Below are 17,452 nucleotides of genomic sequence, written 5' to 3'. Positions count from 1 at the left end.
GCCCGCCACCGAAGAGGAGGTGGCCACCGACAACTTCATCGCGCTCAGCGCATAGACGAAGGATCAGCCGTTACACCACTCCCCGGGACTTGACCGCGGTGTCGGGGCTTGAGAGCTGCCAATCGGGGTGGCGAGAGGTCTCGTGAATCCCGCTATTGCTTTCGAGATCGTTGGAAATGAGACGGCTGCAGAACGGCCAGTTGACTTCGCGCTCCCTCCGGCCCATTGGCCAAGTGGAACGCGTCTTGTGATTCTGGGTTTGATCTTTCGGGCAGGACGGGGAGTTGGCCGTCATCGTATCCGCGAGCCGCATTGGAAGTCATTGGCGGGCCGATACTGTCGAGGGCGAGTCACGAAGAAGTGAAAACGGAGGGTGTCAGTGTCGACACAGCAATGGGGCACCGATCCTGCATTGTCTGCAGAAATCGAGGCGCAATACGAAAGCGCAATCGCTGCCTATGCAGCCAAGCCAACCCTGATCACTGAACATGCAAATCACGAGGAGTCCATCCGCACCGGGGGATACGCGAATCGCACTCTTCTCGAGCTCGTTCAGAACGCAGCCGATGCGATGGCTGGTTCAGATGGGGATTCTGCGGATGGACGAGTCGAGATCGTCCTTGACCCGGCGAGTCGAGTGCTGTATTGCGCCAACTCGGGCCGCCCGTTCTCGAAAACGGGACTGATTGCAATCACGCACGCTCACCTCAGCGGTAAGCGTGGCGATGAAATTGGGCGGTTCGGGTTGGGGTTCAAGTCAGTGCTTGCGGTTACTGACTCGCCGCAGGTCCTGAGTAGATCCGTGTCCTTTGAGTTCAACTCCAGCAAAGCTCAGGCGGCAATTAAGGCGATCGGGTCCACTTCGAGGCGCCTTCCTGTTCTTCGCACGGCTACTGCGCTTGACCACAATGCCGTGTTCGAGCGAGATGAGATTGCTCGTGACCTCGGTTCGTGGGCCACGACCATCGTCAGGCTTCCGCATGTAGAGGGAGTAGACCGGCTGCGGCGGGAGATGGAGAACTTCTCGTCTGAGTTTCTTCTCTTCGTCAATGCCGTACGTGAGGTGCGACTTTCGGTGCTGGGGGACTCGGGTTTTACTACCAGCCACACTTCCCGCGAGCTAGGTCGTGGACGATTCAAGATCGAGCGCCCGGATGGTGCTGGTGACGAGTGGCTCGTTAGTGATCGAATGCATGCTCCAAGCGCTGCCGCGCGTCGCGAAGTCGGAGAAGCGGTTTCGCGGGACGAGATCAAGGTAAGTGTCGCCGTCCCTGTAAAGCCACGTCGCGCCAATGAAGATACCGGTGACCCGGGCACTCAAATCGGCCAGTTCTGGAGTTACTTTCCTCTGCAGGACAGGACCTCAGCGACGGGCTTCTTTAACGCTCCATGGAGCGTGAATGATGACCGAACAACTCTCCTGCGAAATGCGTACAACCGCGAAATCCTGGCAACACTCGCGGAGATGTTCGTCGAGTTGTTGCCGCAGCTCAGCACTGCTGATGACCCAGCTGCCCAACTTGACTATTTGCCAGCCCGCGGGCGGGAGGCCATCTACTTCGGTGACGAGGTGTTGTGTGCCTTAGTTCCCCCACTAGCAGTGGAGGCTCGCCTGATTCCCGATGGGCGTGGTGTGTTGCGTTCGCCAGAGGAGCTGAGGCCACTCGACTTCACGTGTGAGTGGAAGATTCCGCAGATCGCCCATGAAGCTTGGGTTGCTTCCCCCCATACAAGTGATGACGTCCCGCATTGGAGGTGTTACGCGTCGCAACAGAGACTTGCGCGACTTCGTCAGCTGTTTGTCGTCAACGTGATTCCGGATCGTCTTGAAGAGGAGACTCGTGATCTCAAGCGCGCCCTGGAGCTAATGCCCAAGCGTGGGATTCAATCTTGGCTACGCGAATGGGCTGAGGGTGCCGATGTGGAGTCTGCAGCTAATGCTCTAAAGGTCGTCCTGGCGAATCGTGGAGCGGAGGGCGCCGAGCAAGCGCGAGTAATTCCGACAACAGAGGGAATGAAGGCTATCGGCGATAGGTCGCTGGTCTTTCTTTCGAAGGTTGACGATCTGGATATTGAGGGAGCAGCTTTCGTCAGTCCTGAGTTCTTGGCCTATCCGGACGTCGAGAAGGGCCTGCGCTCGGTAGGAATCAGGGACCTTGATCCTGTGGCGATCCTCAACGCTCGCCTGGTCCGCCTGGCGGGTGACGACAGTCACGAAATGCAGGAGAAGTTCTGGGATGCGGCACTTGGCGTCACTACTAGGGACGCTCTGACGGCGATAAGGTCTCAGCCGGCGGCTCGGATTCTGGTTCCCACACGAGATGGTGGCTGGCGATACCCGCAACAGGTACTTGATCTGGACTCTGAACTACTCACTAGCGCCGCGGACAGGCTGCTGGACAGGCAGCGCTGCATTCCGGGCTTGGCGCATGAGCTGGGGGTGACGACCCGTCCGATCTCTGACTACTCGTTCGAGGATGAGTTTGCTGCGGGCGAGTATCAAGAGTGGGTTCTCCGAGAGCTAAATGACCGACTGACGCCCGGGGATCGGCCTATTGAACGCATCAGCCTGTATTCAGGCCAAGCCAGTTCACCTGGTCCCTTCTCAGCACTTCTGCTGCTGCAGGAAGCTGGTGCTTCCGAGCAGCTCAGAGAGTCGTGGACTCGTGGGCTTCTTGAGTTCGGCGACTCCTCTTGGGAGTGTGAGGACACCGCTACTGGTATCTCCTATCGGGTGATGTCGCCGGTCCGCTGGGCGGTGGAACGGGCGGGGCTGCTAAGAACAACTCGGGGGTACAGGCCCGTCGCAAACGCTGTCGCCCCATCTCTTGTTGAGTATCGCGATCTGCTTCCTCTGTATGAGGGGCCGAGGGTGGTCGCTGAGGTTCTCCGTTTGCCACAAGAATTGAGTCAGGTGCACGCCGAAGTGCTTTGTGAGGCGCTTGCGGTTGAACTGCTTCCTCCGCGTTTCGATGACGCAGTTCTTGTTGAATTCATACTCGATGCGCTGCCGATCGCATACCCTGACGGCCAGCCGCCTCGACTACCTGCGCGAGTCGGACGATCGCTTGAGTCTCGGCCGTCGTCCACCATTTACATCGCTGTAGATGATGAGCAGCGCGACTACCTCGCCCACCACCAGAGGCCATATCTGCTGGCGGACGAGGAGCGAGCCCACCGCCTGGTCAAGGAAGCCGGCTGCAAGCGTTTTGAGGACAGTTTTGCGTTCTCTATTCGCATCGACGGCCGTCGGGATGTCGAGAGGCTTCTCGACGTATTTCCCGGACTGCGGGGGTGGGCGGCTGGCCAAGATTTGAGTGATTTGTCCATTTCTCGGGCGGACTCGATTGAGAAATGGGTGACTACCGAAGAAGGCGTGGAAACGCAATCGCTCGGTTTCCACCGTGACGGTGTCAACCTCATCGTCGCCTCATCGCTTGACGAAAGAGGTGCACTCTCTGCGGCGAACGAGGCATATGACCTCGGCATGAATAACGCTGACATCGAACATGCACTCCGAGTTGGGCTTGACCATCACTTGGAGTTGTTGCGCCAATCCGCGCTTGCCGCCTCAAACGACGCGGACCGACTAGACGTCTACTTCGGTGAAGACGACATGCGGGAGAAATTGCCGAAAGGTCTCTGGCAGGGCTTGGAGGCCCAAGGGCTGGTCACTAAAGACACATCTGTCGCTTCACTGTGTCTTTCCGTGTATGGCAAGGACGCGATCAGTGAGCTTGCTGACCTCTTCCGCCGGGAGGGTTTCCCGGATGTCCCCACTCATTGGGCTGGCGGTTCCGCAACGATCACTTGGCTTCGGAGAATGGGCTTCGGCGCTGAATACGCGGGCCAGCGCACTCAGAGGCAAGATGCCGAATTTGTGGTCCCCGGCGCTACGGTCCTTCCCCGGCTTCATGACTATCAGGCGAAGATCAGCACACAAATCCGATCGACGATCTTGGAGGTCGGAGAGGACGGAAAGCGGTCAAAGGCGATGGTCGAGCTGCCTACCGGGGCTGGAAAGACTCGCGTAGCGTCGCAGACCATTCTGCAGCTCTTCATAGACGGGAAGCTCAGGGGTCCTGTGCTTTGGATAGCGCAGTCGCAGGAGCTTTGTGAGCAGGCAGTTCAGACCTTCAGCGAGGTGTGGCGAGGGCTGTGCACTGATCAACGTGTCGATATGCCGCTTAGTGTGGCGCGGCTATGGGGGGCCAACGACGTTCAAGCTCCTGACACAGACCTCAGTGTCGTGGTCGCGACAGACGCCAAGTTAGAGGTCATTCTCGGGAAAATCGAATACGAGTGGCTCAGTGCCGCGGAGGCCGTCTTCATTGATGAAGGTCACGTTGCTGGGGTCTCGGCGCGATACAGGCGAATTCTTTCGTGGCTAGGAATCGATGGCCGTGGTTTCTCCAGGCCTCTAATTGGCCTCTCTGCAACTCCGTTCAAAGGTACGTCCTCTCAAGCTACGGACCTTCTGGCTGCTCGCTTTGGGCGAAAGAAGATTGCCGCATTCGAGGACAATCCTTACCAACAGCTTGTTGGTCTTGGAGTTCTTGCCCGCGTGAAGCATGACGTGCTCGAGGGAGCACATGTTCGGCTTTCTGAGGAGGAAGCGCTTGAAGCTAAGCGAACGAATCGTGTGACCGGCACAGTCCTCGATCGCGTTGCTGCCGACCATGCTCGTATGGGGAGTCTCGTAGACAGCATCATGAACCTCGATGAGAGCTACGGACGCTCGGTTCTTGTGTTCACGCCGAATGTGCTGTCCGCGCAGGTGCTCGCGGCCACACTGCGGTTCCGAGGTATCGAAGCCGCATCGGTCAGTGGCTTAACGGGCCGGCAAGAGCGTCGTGACGTTATTCGACGATTCAGGGATGGGCACATTCAAGTTCTTGCAAATTGTGATCTTCTTACACAAGGATTTGATGCTCCTGGGGTGACGGCCCTCTATATCGCACGGCCAACTTTTAGTCCAAACGCCTACATCCAGATGGCTGGGCGCGGCCTTCGTGGACCACGGAATGGTGGTAAAGAGGAGTGCCTCATCGTCGATATGGCGGACAACTTCGGAAGCGCCGATATAAATAACTTGCTCGGTTTCCGTGAATATGAAGAACTTTGGCAGGAGCAGAATTCGTGATACTTGTTCCGGATTTGCAGGATATCGAACGTTCAGCGCAAAGTGACGCTGAGCGCAAAGTAGCCAGATTGCTCCATCTTGTTCCGAGCTCGGATGCAGTTGCATTTCATTCTGTGAAGCTCCGTACAGCGCCGGGTAAACAGATGTCTGAGGCCGACTTCGTTGTTCTCTGGCGGGGGGTGGTCATTGTCATCGAGGTCAAAGGCGGTGGAGTAAAGAAATTCGAGGGAACGTGGTACACGATCGATCGTCATGGGGATAACCACAGGTTGAATACCTCTCCCATCGACCAGGCCCGTGAAGCGATGTTCGCGCTTCGCAACATCTTGAAAGAGGACGGGCTCGGCTGGTACCCGAGCGAGGCGATTGCTTTGACCCCGGATATCGAACATCCACCTGCTGACGTCGGCTGGAAGGCTTCACATTGGCTTTCCAAGGAGTCAATGACCGTCGAAGCCCTTGCGTCCGCGTTTGACGAGATTGCGCGTTCGGCGGCAGACGCACCGCGGGGTGTGCGCCCTGCCCGTTCGGAAGAGCTTCGCAACCGGCTCTTTGGCCAGTTTTCGCGCCTGCCCGTTGTGGATGCCCAGCGGGGCGCGGTCATCGATGAGCAGAACCTTGCGACTGACGAGCAGGCACGGGTCCTCGCTGGCCTTGCTAAGAATGATCGAATACTTGTCCTCGGCGGAGCTGGGACGGGGAAGTCTGTGGTCTTGGCCGAGGCGGCGAAGCAAGAAGCGGCAGCAGGCCGGTCAGTCTTGGTGACGTTCATGTCGCCGGGCCTTCGGGCATTCTTTGAGCCCCGACTCGAGGGTCGCTCAGTGGTGGTGCGTGAATTCGCGCAGCTAGAAGACTCGCGTCTTTACGATGTGGTGCTTGTCGACGAGGCGCAGGATCTTATGTACCCGGAGGCGATGGATGTGCTCGACAGGATTCTTGTTAATGGACGTGCGAACGGAAGGTGGCGCATGTTCCTCGACCAGAACAATCAAGCTCATGTTGACGGCCGTTTTGACCAAGAGGTCTTCGACTTGGTCCGTGAAGAAGGTATGGAGTACGACCTAAGTCGCAACGTTAGAAACACGCGGGCAATAGTTCATATGGTTCAGGAGTATCTCGGGGCTGACGTCGGTGACCCGGGGATCGTGAACGGTGAGCGAATTCAATGGGTTCCCGCGCTAGATGGAGAATCTCGGGCTCACGCTCTGCGGCTCGCGCGGTCGTTTAAGAAGGATGGAGTTCCGCCGTCGGCGATCTGGGTGATCTCCGCAGCAGCTGAAGATTCGCTTGACGAAGTGGTGGATGGTGTTCGTCTGGTTAGTCCGCGTGTTGCGAAAGGTCTTGAGGCGGAACATGTTGTTGTTTGTGACCTACCAGCGGAGTACTCGGACTTGACACTTGCTGCGCTCTACGTGGCAGTGACCCGCCCGAGAGTCAGCCTTCATGTCGTCTGCTCTGACTCTGATCGTCGGCGCCTTCAATCGCTGGCCCGACGCGTAGGGGGATGAACTTGTGGCATTGACCGAAGCGCAGGAAAAGGCCTTAGCCCATTTTCGCGCCGCATACGTCGGCCCTGAGCAGGGAGACGAGGAGGTCCTCATTGAGAACCGCCCGTCGCTCCAATACGTCGTCGGCATGTTGTTTCCCCTCGACGCGGAGGCTGACAGGTCCCCATCACCGGCCGGCGCCAACGGTTCTCTTGAATACGTCGAGGCCGACGTAGATGAGGGGGACGTCGAGGAAAGTGACGGGAGCGGCACGCTCGCTGAGGATTGGCGACCATCCTCTGCTGCCATCTCGTTTGTGACCAACGTGGACTCCGTCTTATGCGACTTCGCTTGCGGGACCTACGCACTTGTGGAGGACGACGGGCCTCAGCGTTGGCAGAGGTCCGCACACGCTTTTGCTGATCTAGAGCTCAGTCGGACAGGGCCGCAGATTCGTCAGCTCTTCGCAGGGGCTGTGCCTCTGGAGATCGGGACTCGGTGGCGGCCCTATGGCGCTTCGAAATGGCTTGTGACTCTCCATGTCCGGATTCGCGCCCAGGCGACTGGGGACGACCGAGCGGACATACCCCAGATGCTCTTCCAGGTAGACCTTTCGGCGCGCGCTGGGGAGGGTGGTCAGATTCTGGAATACGACGTTTCCCGAGCGCTTGACGTCGACGCCGAGGCCGCCGAACTGCGTTTACGGTACCGAGAGCGAAAGGTGTTCGCTGTTGGGCATGGCATGGCGGCCACCTGGGAAACAGATGAGTCGGGGAACTGTCTTCGAGTTCAGCTTGACCCCGTCCCGCACTTCGTTGTGCCAGCCATTGAACAAGCTGGCGCCTCAACGCTTCACGAGCGGGCGCGGCCCGCGCTCGACCTAGACTTCCTGGCGCGACTTGACACAGACCCGAAAGCAGTGACTGAGGCCCTCTATCACTTTGTAGATGCTTTCTCGACTTGGGTCGCTGGGCAGCAGGCCAAGGCTCGCGACCTTGGCCCGACGGCGATGAGCGTGGTCGACCGCTCAACGAACGCCGAGCGACGTATGCGTGCGGGTGTTGATCTCCTCGCAGATCCAGAATCCCGTGATGTCAGGCTCTCGTTCGCGCTGGCGATGTCCGCAATGCGTCTGCAGATGCACCAAGCAGCACTTGCTCGAGGCGAGAAGGACCCGCATCCCGCATGGCGCCCGTTCCAGCTTGGGTTCTTGCTCGTTTCGCTTGCCTCCACCGTAGATGAACACCACTCCGACCGATCCCTCGTGGATTTGATTTGGTTTCCCACTGGTGGTGGGAAGACGGAGGCGTATCTCGCGCTCGCTGCGATAGAGATCTTTCTCCGCAGGATCAAGTACGGACAAGAGGGCGGTGGCACAGCCGTTATCACCCGCTACACCCTTCGGTTGCTTACCTCACAGCAGTTCCAGCGGGCGGCCTCGCTGATCTGCGCAATGGAGTTGTTGAGGCAAAGAGACAATAGGGCCAAGGGCATGGCCCGGTTCTCAATTGGTCTGTGGGTCGGGAATGAGGCGACCCCGGGTACGCGCGACCAGGCAAGATACGCCCTGGAGCGTTTGTACAAGGCACAGCATCCCCAAGAAGCCAACGAGTTTCAGATCACGGAATGTCCATGGTGCCTGGCTGAGCTGGTGCCAGAGAGAAAAGACGACTCACGCCAGACCTACGGGGCTCGAATGGTCGGGAGAGACGTCGCCTTCCGTTGCGTGGACGTGACTTGTGAGTTCTCAAGTCGCGATCTCCCGATGAATGTTGTAGACGAGCTCCTGTACGAAGAGCCTCCGACTTTCCTGCTCGCGACCGTTGATAAGTTTGCACGTCTCCAGTTCAAGCAGGCTGCCGGAAGGTTGCTTGGAATTGGAACCCCGTACCGGTCGCCCTCGCTAATCATTCAGGACGAGCTACATCTTCTTTCGGGGCCCTTAGGGACCACCGTCGCTGTCTTTGACGCAGTGCTCCAAGCGCTTCTGGGAGCATCAGGGTCTGTCCCGAAAATTGTGGCCTCGACCGCGACGATTCGCGCCTCGGAATCGCAAGTAAGGGGACTCTATGGGCGCTCTGTGTCTCTCTACCCCCCTGCGGGCCTTGACGGGGATTCGACATTCTTCTCGCGCCCGGTGGCCAGTGGAGAAGGTCGGCTGTACCTCGGGTTGATGCCACAGAGTGTTTCCCAGGCCACGGCGCTCGTCGCCGCGGCATCCCCGATGCTAGAGCTGCCTGGCGTCTTGGTTGACGATGCCAGCCGAGTCGGTGGACTGGACCCGTACTGGACCCTCGTGATGTATCACAACAGCCTGCGGGAGCTTGGCCGTTCGTCTGCACTCCTTCTCGATGACGTTAACGGCCGCCTAGCTACTCGCGCCGACCGCCTAAATCTCGAGCGCAGAACGGTCCGAGCGGATCGCGTTCTTGAACTGACCAGTCGACGGGGGCCGGAGGAGCTTCCTAAGGATCTGCGGAGGCTCCGCACAAGTGCTGACTTGTCTGACGACGCCGTGGATGCTGTCCTCTCTTCAAACATGCTCTCAGTCGGCATTGACGTGCAGAGGCTCGCGCTCCTGTTGATGGTGGGACAGCCCAAGACCACTGCTGAGTACATCCAGGCCACCAGCCGCGTAGGTCGCGGAAGTACCAATGGGATCGTCGTTACTCTCTTCCGTCCGAACCGTGCCCGTGATCGATCTCACTTTGAGACTTTCCGCGGTTTTCACGACGCGCTTTACCGGAGTGTTGAACCAACTAGCGTCACCCCCTGGTCGCTGTCGTCGAGGGATCGATCACTCTCGGGCGCTTTGGTTGCTTTGATGCGCCATTCGGTGACAGTGATTTCTGCTGACGATGGTGCCGGCTCTCTTGATCTATCCAATCCGCGTCTTAAGGCCGCGTCGGACAAGCTTGCCGATGAGTTCCTCGCCTTCGTCGCGGCAGCTGATGAAAGCGAGGAGGAGGCGGCAAGAGTGCAGGTGGGGCTTCTCCTCAGGGAGTGGGATCGCAAGGCAAAGAGCGCAAGGGATTCCGGAAACAAGCTTTACTACGAACGGCACCCATCTAGAGACGCTGCGCTTGTGAAGCGTTTCGGGCAAACGGGCGATGAATGGCTCGTCGCGGACTCAATGCGTTCAGTGGAGCCGAACGTGGCTGTTGAAGTGCAGGAACCCGAGAGAGAAGTGCAGCGTGCAGAAGATTCGGCATGATCTTCGACTGTCCGAAACCGTTTCCCCTTTCGGCGTCGGTGCGATAGTCGACATCCGGGGGGAGTCGCTGATCGCCCCGGACACGTCATGGTGGGATCGGCGGACAGCGCCGGAGATCCATTGCGATCGGCTCGTAGATCAACTCATACAGCCCGGACGGCCGCGCCCTGTCTTGCGCCAAGCTCCTGCGCACGCTGGTGTCGCGGGCCAAGACACCGCGAGTTTGCCGTATTGGCGGTTTCCCGCATGGCGTTTCTGTGAACGCTGCTTGAAGCTCTCGAAGTTGACGACAATCGAGAAAGGACATTTCAAGAACCGCTGTTCATGCGGTGGTGCTCTCGTCCCGATGAGGTACGTGGCGGTCTGCAAGACCGGAAGCCACATCCAGGACATTCCGTGGTTCATGTGGGCCCATCGAGGGTACGACAAGGGTGTGAGTGACGAGGTTCGAGTTTGCCGCTCCTACAAGGAGCTTCGTTTTGTCCGGGCAAATTCGAGAGGTGAAGGTCTCGCATCGCTGAGAGTCGTGTGTGACGGTTGTGGGCGCTCGCGTTCGCTCGCTGACCTTATGGGTGAAGGCGCCCTTCATCGCGACGGAATTCGCTGTGACGGCCGTCAGCCTTGGGAGCCCGCTGAGTCAGTGTCGAGTGCTTGCGAAGCGGACCTCACGGCGGTGCAACGCGGTGCGACGGGCAACTACATCGCCGAGCGCGTTTCGGCGCTGGATATCCCCGAGGAGAAATCGCGCTCGGAGGAGGTCTCGGATCAGGTCCGGGCGCACGACTACTTTGCTCGCCTCGTCGATGACAATGGTGGACCCAAATCCGAAATGATCGCGGGGTGGATTGCCGAGGAGCTTGGGGTAACCCCTGAGGATGTCTTGGCTGTCGTGCTCGCCGACTCGAATGAGCGCGGTGATACCGGGGTGCGCCGACTGAAGGACGGCGAGTGGGCTGCTTTCGTCAAGAAGACTGAGAGCGGCAAAGACACCGAGCTCAGTGACTTTGTCGTCGACGGTTGGCTTGTGAACTCAAGCACCAGAGGGCCGGAAGACCTCACGAGCCTTCTGGTTGGGGGTGGGCAGGTTCACCGCGTTCGTGAAGTGCGCGCGTTGCGCGGCTTCCGCCGGCACGACCCTGGCGCAGCATTCATCAGTGCCGACTTGGGGCAAGACCCCCGGCGTCGCCCGGTGTTCCCATCAATTGAGTTGTTCGGGGAAGGCATCTTCCTGCAGTTTGATGAGTTCGCCCTACGCGCGTGGGAGCAGCTGCCCGACGTTCGCGCTCGTGCTCAAGTCCTCATTGACCGGCGCGACCGACTTGACTGGGCTAGGTCGCGACTCGACACGCCTGAGCCACGTTTGATCGCACTGCACACGATCGCTCATTTGCTCATTCGACGGCTCGCGTTCGCAAGTGGCTATTCGTCCGCTGCGCTCCAGGAGCGCATCTACGCGAGCACTGAGCGATCTGAGGGCATGGCCGGAATTCTCGTGTACACGGCCGCAGGGGATGCGCAAGGAACCCTCGGGGGTCTTGTTCGTTTGGGCGGGCCGGAGGCACTGATCCCGCTCCTCGTTGCCGCACTCGATGACGCCGATGTCTGCTCGAATGATCCGGTCTGTATCGAGAGTGACCGGCAAGGCGCGTTTCAGCTCAACCTCTCGGCGTGCCATGGTTGCGCGCTGGTGAGCGAGACTTCCTGTGAATTCGGGAACCGCCTCTTGGACCGTCAGCTTGTCTTGGGTGGTAGCGAGGTAACTGGGCTGTTGGCAGGGGTGCTCCCAGCAATTCGCGGGGGTCTTCAGTCGCTCTGAGTGAGTCCAGCGCGCCGTTTAGTGCGCAGCGGCGGCTGCTCCGTAGCATGGGGTCGTGTCTAACCCGATCACTGTTCTGGACCTCTTCGCGGGGGCGGGTGGCCTAACGGCTGGTCTCCACTCTGCTTCAAGCCGTTTCAAAACGGTCGGTGCAGTCGAGTGGGATAAGGCTGCCGCGGCTTCGTACGAGGCGACGTATGGGCAAAACCTTGTTTATGCGGGCGACATCAAGGAGTGGCTACGAGGCGAGGTGCCAACGACTGACGTCATAGTCGGAGGCCCTCCATGTCAAGGATTTTCAAGTCTCGGAAAGAAGGACGTTGAGGACGAGCGCAACTCGCTTTGGCGCGAGTATGCCGAGACAATTCGGCGCGCAAAGCCGAAGTTCTTTGTCGTCGAGAATGTGGCGGAGTTCAAGAAGTCTCCACAGTATCTTCAATTCAAGGAGGAGACTTCGAAAGAAGGGATCCTGCCTGACTATGATTTTTCTGCGGATATCTGCAACGCAGCAGATTTTGGAGCGGCCCAATCGCGTCGCCGCACAGTGATAGTCGGCTGGCATCGCGACCTTGGTTCTCCTGGCGAGTTGGTGCGAACACATTCAGCTGGAGGAGAACCGGGGCTCAAGCCGTGGGTTACGGTGAGGGACGCACTGAAATACGCGCCTCGTGACCCTGACAGGGACGACGTCTTTTCTACATACCGGACGGAGTTTCTCGGAAAGCAATACGCTGGTTCTTTTGCCGTTAGGGATCTGCACTGGAGCCGCAACTATACTCAGCTCTCCAAGGACCGGTTTGCCGTTATCCCTCCCGGGGGAAACCGGCGGGCACTCGAGCCGTACCCGCAGCTAATGTCGCCCTGCTGGACACGGCACAAGACTGGTTCGGGAGACGTGATGGGGCGCCTTCATTGGGATCGGCCTTCGGTGACTATTCGTACAGAGTTCTTTAAGCCAGAGAAGGGCCGTTACCTTCATCCCGAGGAGCATCGTGCGATTACTCACTATGAGGCTGCGCTCCTTCAAGGCTTCGGCCTGGAGCACCGCTTCGTTGGGTCTCGGACTGATATCGCACGTCAAATCGGAAATGCAGTTCCGATTCCTCTTGGAGCGGCAATCGGGCGCCTTCTTGCGACCGCACTCTAGCTTTCCGATGACGCTCTGTCTGTTTTCGACTAGCTAGGCCTTGGAAGGGAAACGTCCCAGCCTTGCTCGGTGAGTGCCCAAGGTTGCGTCCGGCCTCCATTGACGCTCGCCAGGAGCCCTTCCTGCCGCAGCTTTTGAGCGGCCCACCGAACGTCGTACTGCCAGGTGTAGAAAAGATTCCCCGACATCCGGAGATCCGCCTCGTGCGTTTGCCAGATATGCCGTGACACTTCGAGGACACTTCCGGTGCCACCTAAAGCTCTCAGGGCTTCCAGAACGAAAAGGCGAAGTGCGCTTTTGTCAGACATGCTGGAAGCCTAGGGATATTCTCGGGGCCTGTCTGCAGCGGCGGCTTCTCCTGCGTGCCTCGGTCTAGTCATTGATGCTGACTGCTGGTTTGGTCCTATTGGGGGTTTGCAGTGTCAAGCCCCCTTGACTGACCGCGTCACCAGCTCGCGGATGAGCTGTTCCTCGGCCGGCCCGATCGCCGTGACCGCCCACGACGTTGCCCACATGGTGCCCTTGTCGAGGGTGGCCGGGTCTTGGAAGCCGAAGGTGCTGTAGCGCGACTCAAACTTCGCGGCGGCCTGGAAGAAGCAGACGACCTTTCCGTCGAGAGCCCACGCGGGCATCCCGTACCAGGTCTTCGCCTGCAGCTGCGGGGCCACCTCCGACACGATCAGATGGATGCGCTCGGCGATGACGCGCTCATCGTCGGGCATCGCGGCAATCGCCTCGAGTAGCTTTTCGAGCTCCTGCGCCGCTTTCGTTGCGCCCTTGGTCTTGAGACCCTCAGCGCGTAGTTCTTCGGCCCGGGCCTTCATCGCGGCGCGCTCGGCGTCGCTGAACCCCTCAGTCGTCTTCGCCATGCCGACCAGCGTGGCACTGCATGCGCGTCAGGTCGAGGGCTGGCCTTGCTCGCCCGACTCCAATTGAAGCTGCGGCCGTTTGGATCCTTCTACTTCTTCGGTTGTCTGAGGTCCAAGGCTTTCGCTGAGTAGGAACCGGAGCGCTCGTTCAACGATCGCGATCTTTTTCTTGAGTGCGCGCAGCGAAGGCGCATTCCGGTCCGAATACTCGTCAAGTCGTTCGTGCTCCCGTCGAAGTTCGATTTCGACCTCCGTCAGCGTGAACCAGACCGCAGCGTCGGGTTCGAGACCGGACATCTTCCGAAGGATCGCCGTCGCCACGCGTCGCTCCACAACGTCCTCGAACACTTCCGCGCTGACGGAGACGTTCGCCAGGCCGTACGCGACGGTGCCGCCACCCGCAGACACCAGCGTGCCCGCTGTGAGAAGCCCGCCCACCATCCCGCCAGGGCCGAAGGCGGCGAGCGCGCTCGTGATTGCTGCTGCGCCCGCGAGGCCCGGCGCTGCGGCAAGCGCGAGGCCGCCCGTAGCAACGACAATCGCACCGAGCCCCGCGCCGACGACGGCCCAACGAATCAAGGTGCCCGGCCCGCGGAGGACACTTTGGCCCTGTTTCGTTGCCTCGAAAACGTCAGTACCGAGTTGTGACTTCAGGCCGAGCTCGACGCAGAGATTTTTCATCGCTTCGACTTGCTTGGCTCGAGAGATCTGAATCTCGAAGGGGTCAAACACGTTGGAGGCTGCCAACACGAGCAGGGGAACCACTAGCTCGTCACGGTCAAACCCCGCCACTGTCATAGGTGTCCGTGCCACGGATTCCGGATCGCCGAGGTCGACACTAAGCCGCTCGATTGCTTCGGGGCAAGGGCGGTTGGCATCCGATCTCATCGAGATGAGCTGCTGGGCGTCCTGAGATTGAATGTGCCGAAGGGCGCCTTCACAACGGGCCCTAGTGTCGCCGTCGAGTCTGTCCTTCAACAGGTGTGCGTACCGCAATGCGAGAAGCGCATAGCGTTCAGCGGGGTCGAGGGAAACGTTGATTGCTCTTGAGGTGATCGCGACTTCACGGGAAAGTGAACCGTGCAGGGCGAACCCGATGATCCTCGCCACGATCGGGTGGCCGAGGTAGCGCTCGGCGCTGTGCGCCCCGAGCGCCACCGCGCCCGTTCTGATCCGGAAATCAAGTAGCCATGGGATCTGGGATGACAGTCCCCGCATGGCGGCGATGACGTCCGCTGAGTCCCAGACGTTGACCCACCAACGTAGGTGTTGAGGTGGATCATCAAGCTTTCCGACGATGTCTCTCACGTCTATGGCGCCAGTGGCGAGCGGGCTGCCGATTGTCACCATGCCGGCCACCGTGACCGCCTTCGGCAGGCGTGGTAGTAGATCTGCCGCGATGACCGAGCCAAGGCTGTGCGCGACGATGACGATCTCACCCTCGGAGGGGAGCTGGTGCAGGATGCGGTCGAGGACCATCGCCCTGACGTCGCGATTGCTCGTGAAGTTCTTTACCTGCGCTAAGAACGGGATGTCGACCACAGCCCGCGGCGCGTAGACGGGTATGCCGTTGCCGGGATTGTGGCGCCCGAAGCGACTCTCGATTGCGGCGGTGCGCTTCTCATAGTCGCGTCGTTGGACTCGTGCGTCGTCGCCACTCAGCCGGGTGGAGGTTACCCCGGGGAGGGGAGGTATGGGTTTGTCGACCCCTCGCAGCGCGCGTGCATACTTCGGGGCCACGACGCGAAGGTCTGACAGTCCCGGGTATCCAACCTCCGCCAGGCCGCGCTCAAGGTGTACAACCCAGCTGTCGTCGGGGTCCCCGCTGCCTACGCCGTGAAGGAATACCAACGTCGGTTGCGTGTTCATTGACCTGTCCTATCGCTGTAGTTGTGTCGCAGGTACGCCGGGTGCACTTCGGCGATGTCGCTCAGGGCCTCGCGAAGACTCGCCACCAACTTCGCGCCCTCGGCAGGCCAAGAAGCCCAGTCTGTGTCGGAGGCGTCTCCGCCCGTGTCAGGGTCGGCGAGTTGCTGCCACCGCTGATTCCACGCGGCGAGCGACTCTTCGAGTGGGCCTCCGAGGGGCAGCTCACCCCGCATCACCGGGTAGTGGTCGGTGAACTGCTCCCACAGGGGTAAGTCAACGCCCCATTCGGGGTCGAGCCGAATCGACCGCTCGCCGGTTGGCAACACCACCGGCTCTCCGGCCTGTGCCCGTGCCATCAGATATCGCTCTTGCATGGTGCCGCGGTGGCGCCAGTATGCGGCGGTATCCGAGTATGCGCGGGGAAAGTCGTTGTAGTCGTTACCTGACAACCAGACGAGCCCGCGGCCCGAGTGGCCGTCGTCGTGTGCAAGGGCGAGCGACCACAGGTGGCGGTTGCCCTCGGCGAGCATGCGCGCGGCCTCGAGCGCCTCCTCGACCGTCGCGTTCAGGATGTCCGTGGTCGACACTGCATTCGAGGCGCCATAGAAGACGTACACGCGGTACCGCGCCTCGTGGATCTCCCACGAGCTGTCGCGCTCGTTGACCGCGACCTGGCGCACGTGGGACGCCTGCCTAGATGCGCTCGAAGATCATCGTGGCCTGGATGCGGTCGCCGCCGCCGATGCCCTTCGACCCCGACGAGGCGGTCGTGATCGTGTGCAGGCGGTACCCCATGGCGGCCTGCCTGTTGATGACGCCCTCCAGCTCAGTGAGGTTGCCCGAGCCCGAGCCCCACAGTTTCTCCTTGAGGATCACCTGCAGCACGACGTAGGCCTGGCCCGCGGCGCCGGGGCGCGGAACCCCGCCAGAGGCGGCATCCGCTTTGATTTGGTCGAAGATGCCGGCGGGCGCTGCGGGCGAGTCTTGGTATTGGTCGGTCCAGGCCTGACCGTCCCACCAGCGCTGGCGTCCTGCGCCGTCGTCGTACCAGCCCGGTGCGGCATTCGGCATGCCTGTCTCCCTCGATCGTGAGCATTGCGTTGGCCACACGCTAACCGCCACGCGGGCTGTGGGTGTGCGCCACGCGCACCCTCTAACCTGAGCAGATGTCTACGCTGCTCCATTCGGTCGAGGTCGATTTCCAGACGGACTTCGCCATCTTTTCGGCCCTTGACACCCTCGAGGCTCCCGTTGACCGCGGCACGTTCGCCACCGCCGGAGAGGGCTGGGTGATCGCGTCAACGGGCACCAAGTACGCGCGCGTTCACGCCGTCGCCGAGCGGTGGTCGGCTGCGCCCCCTGCGGCCACCGGGTGGGAGGACACCGATGAACTGCCGTTCTGCGCGACCACGGGCAGCCTGCGCCTCGGGGGGTTCGATGAGTTCAGTGACCCCCTCAACCTTGACGGTTTTGGTTGGGGGCGCGTGCAGGTGTGCGCGCGTGGTCGCCATCGGTACCACTACAGCTCGTGGGTCGACGTCGACGCGATGCCGCCCGAAGAGTGGCTGCTGCGCTTCTTCCCGGTGCTCGGTGAGCCGGACCCGCTGGCCGGCCCGCCGCGCATCCTCGGCGGTGCGGTCGACCCGCATGACGAGGTTCGCCTCCTGGCGAACGACCTGCAGGCGGCCGCCCACGTGGTCAGCGACGCGGGGCTCACGACGACGTTCGAGCGTCTCGCCGAGCGGCTGGCGGCACGGCTCGAAGCCGTGGGGGCGGCGCTTACCGAGCTCGTGATGAGCGGCCGGGCGCACATCGAGTTTGTGAGCGGTCGGGACACTCTCGCCCCCGATGAGCCCTTTGTTCTTCGGGCGCAACGCCCGCAGGGTTTACTCGTCCTGCCGTAGTCG

At 60.5% G+C, this 17,452-nt stretch carries 10 protein-coding genes; 6 read left to right on the top strand and 4 right to left on the bottom strand.

What is annotated here, in order from left to right; translation table 11 throughout:
* Positions 1–379 precede the first annotated feature (379 nt).
* Genes EV141_RS10990 through EV141_RS10970 form a run of 5 tightly spaced genes read left to right on the top strand, consistent with a single transcriptional unit; the run spans position 380 to position 12,807 of the window.
* Positions 380–5,143 (top strand): DEAD/DEAH box helicase, encoded by a 4,764-nt coding sequence (locus tag EV141_RS10990; protein ID WP_130485999.1) that lies wholly within the window; start codon positions 380–382, stop codon positions 5,141–5,143.
* Positions 5,140–6,651 (top strand): nuclease-related domain-containing DEAD/DEAH box helicase, encoded by a 1,512-nt coding sequence (locus EV141_RS10985; protein ID WP_130485998.1) that lies wholly within the window; start codon positions 5,140–5,142, stop codon positions 6,649–6,651. The genes EV141_RS10990 and EV141_RS10985 overlap by 4 nt, the downstream gene beginning before the upstream one ends.
* A 4-nt stretch (positions 6,652–6,655) precedes the next feature.
* Complete coding sequence (locus EV141_RS10980; RefSeq protein ID WP_130485997.1) at positions 6,656–9,844, top strand: helicase-related protein; 3,189 nt, start codon at positions 6,656–6,658, stop codon at positions 9,842–9,844.
* Positions 9,741–11,660: a DUF1998 domain-containing protein gene (drmB, locus tag EV141_RS10975; RefSeq protein ID WP_241969231.1), complete on the top strand. Its 1,920-nt coding sequence runs from the start codon at positions 9,741–9,743 to the stop codon at positions 11,658–11,660. The genes EV141_RS10980 and drmB overlap by 104 nt, the downstream gene beginning before the upstream one ends.
* A 55-nt stretch (positions 11,661–11,715) precedes the next feature.
* Positions 11,716–12,807: a DNA cytosine methyltransferase gene (locus EV141_RS10970; RefSeq protein ID WP_130485995.1), complete on the top strand. Its 1,092-nt coding sequence runs from the start codon at positions 11,716–11,718 to the stop codon at positions 12,805–12,807.
* 422 nt (positions 12,808–13,229) lie between these two features.
* Here EV141_RS10970 and EV141_RS10960 read toward each other — a convergent pair whose 3' ends face one another.
* The 4 genes from EV141_RS10960 to EV141_RS10945 form a co-directional block, all read right to left on the bottom strand.
* Positions 13,230–13,676, bottom strand: a complete 447-nt coding sequence (locus tag EV141_RS10960) for an iron chaperone (RefSeq protein WP_130485994.1) — start codon at positions 13,674–13,676, stop codon at positions 13,230–13,232.
* A gap of 27 nt (positions 13,677–13,703) precedes the next feature.
* The gene (locus tag EV141_RS10955; RefSeq protein WP_185740153.1) at positions 13,704–15,218 is read right to left on the bottom strand and encodes a hypothetical protein; all 1,515 of its coding nucleotides are present in this window, start codon (positions 15,216–15,218) and stop codon (positions 13,704–13,706) included.
* 323 nt (positions 15,219–15,541) lie between these two features.
* Positions 15,542–16,225 (bottom strand): hypothetical protein, encoded by a 684-nt coding sequence (locus EV141_RS10950; RefSeq protein ID WP_130485993.1) that lies wholly within the window; start codon positions 16,223–16,225, stop codon positions 15,542–15,544.
* Between the two features lie 13 nt (positions 16,226–16,238).
* Entirely contained in the window at positions 16,239–16,616 is a 378-nt protein-coding gene (locus tag EV141_RS10945; RefSeq protein ID WP_130485992.1) for a DUF2510 domain-containing protein, read from the bottom strand.
* A 95-nt stretch (positions 16,617–16,711) separates the two neighbouring features.
* Between EV141_RS10945 and EV141_RS10940 the strand changes: the two genes are divergently transcribed.
* Positions 16,712–17,449: a hypothetical protein gene (locus EV141_RS10940; RefSeq protein ID WP_130485991.1), complete on the top strand. Its 738-nt coding sequence runs from the start codon at positions 16,712–16,714 to the stop codon at positions 17,447–17,449.
* The last annotated feature ends 3 nt before the right edge of the window (positions 17,450–17,452 follow it).

It is taken from the genome of Microcella putealis (assembly GCF_004216575.1).
GTDB lineage: Bacteria > Actinomycetota > Actinomycetes > Actinomycetales > Microbacteriaceae > Microcella > Microcella putealis.
This window is presented reverse-complemented; position numbering and strand designations above follow the sequence as displayed.

Coding starts and splice junctions, on each gene's coding strand:
- EV141_RS10945 (WP_130485992.1), bottom strand. CDS start 16,616: ATGCCGAATGCCGCACCGGGCTGGTACGACGACGGCGCAGGACGCCAG.
- EV141_RS10960 (WP_130485994.1), bottom strand. CDS start 13,676: ATGGCGAAGACGACTGAGGGGTTCAGCGACGCCGAGCGCGCCGCGATG.
- EV141_RS10940 (WP_130485991.1), top strand. CDS start 16,712: ATGTCTACGCTGCTCCATTCGGTCGAGGTCGATTTCCAGACGGACTTC.
- drmB (WP_241969231.1), top strand. CDS start 9,741: ATGAATGGCTCGTCGCGGACTCAATGCGTTCAGTGGAGCCGAACGTGG.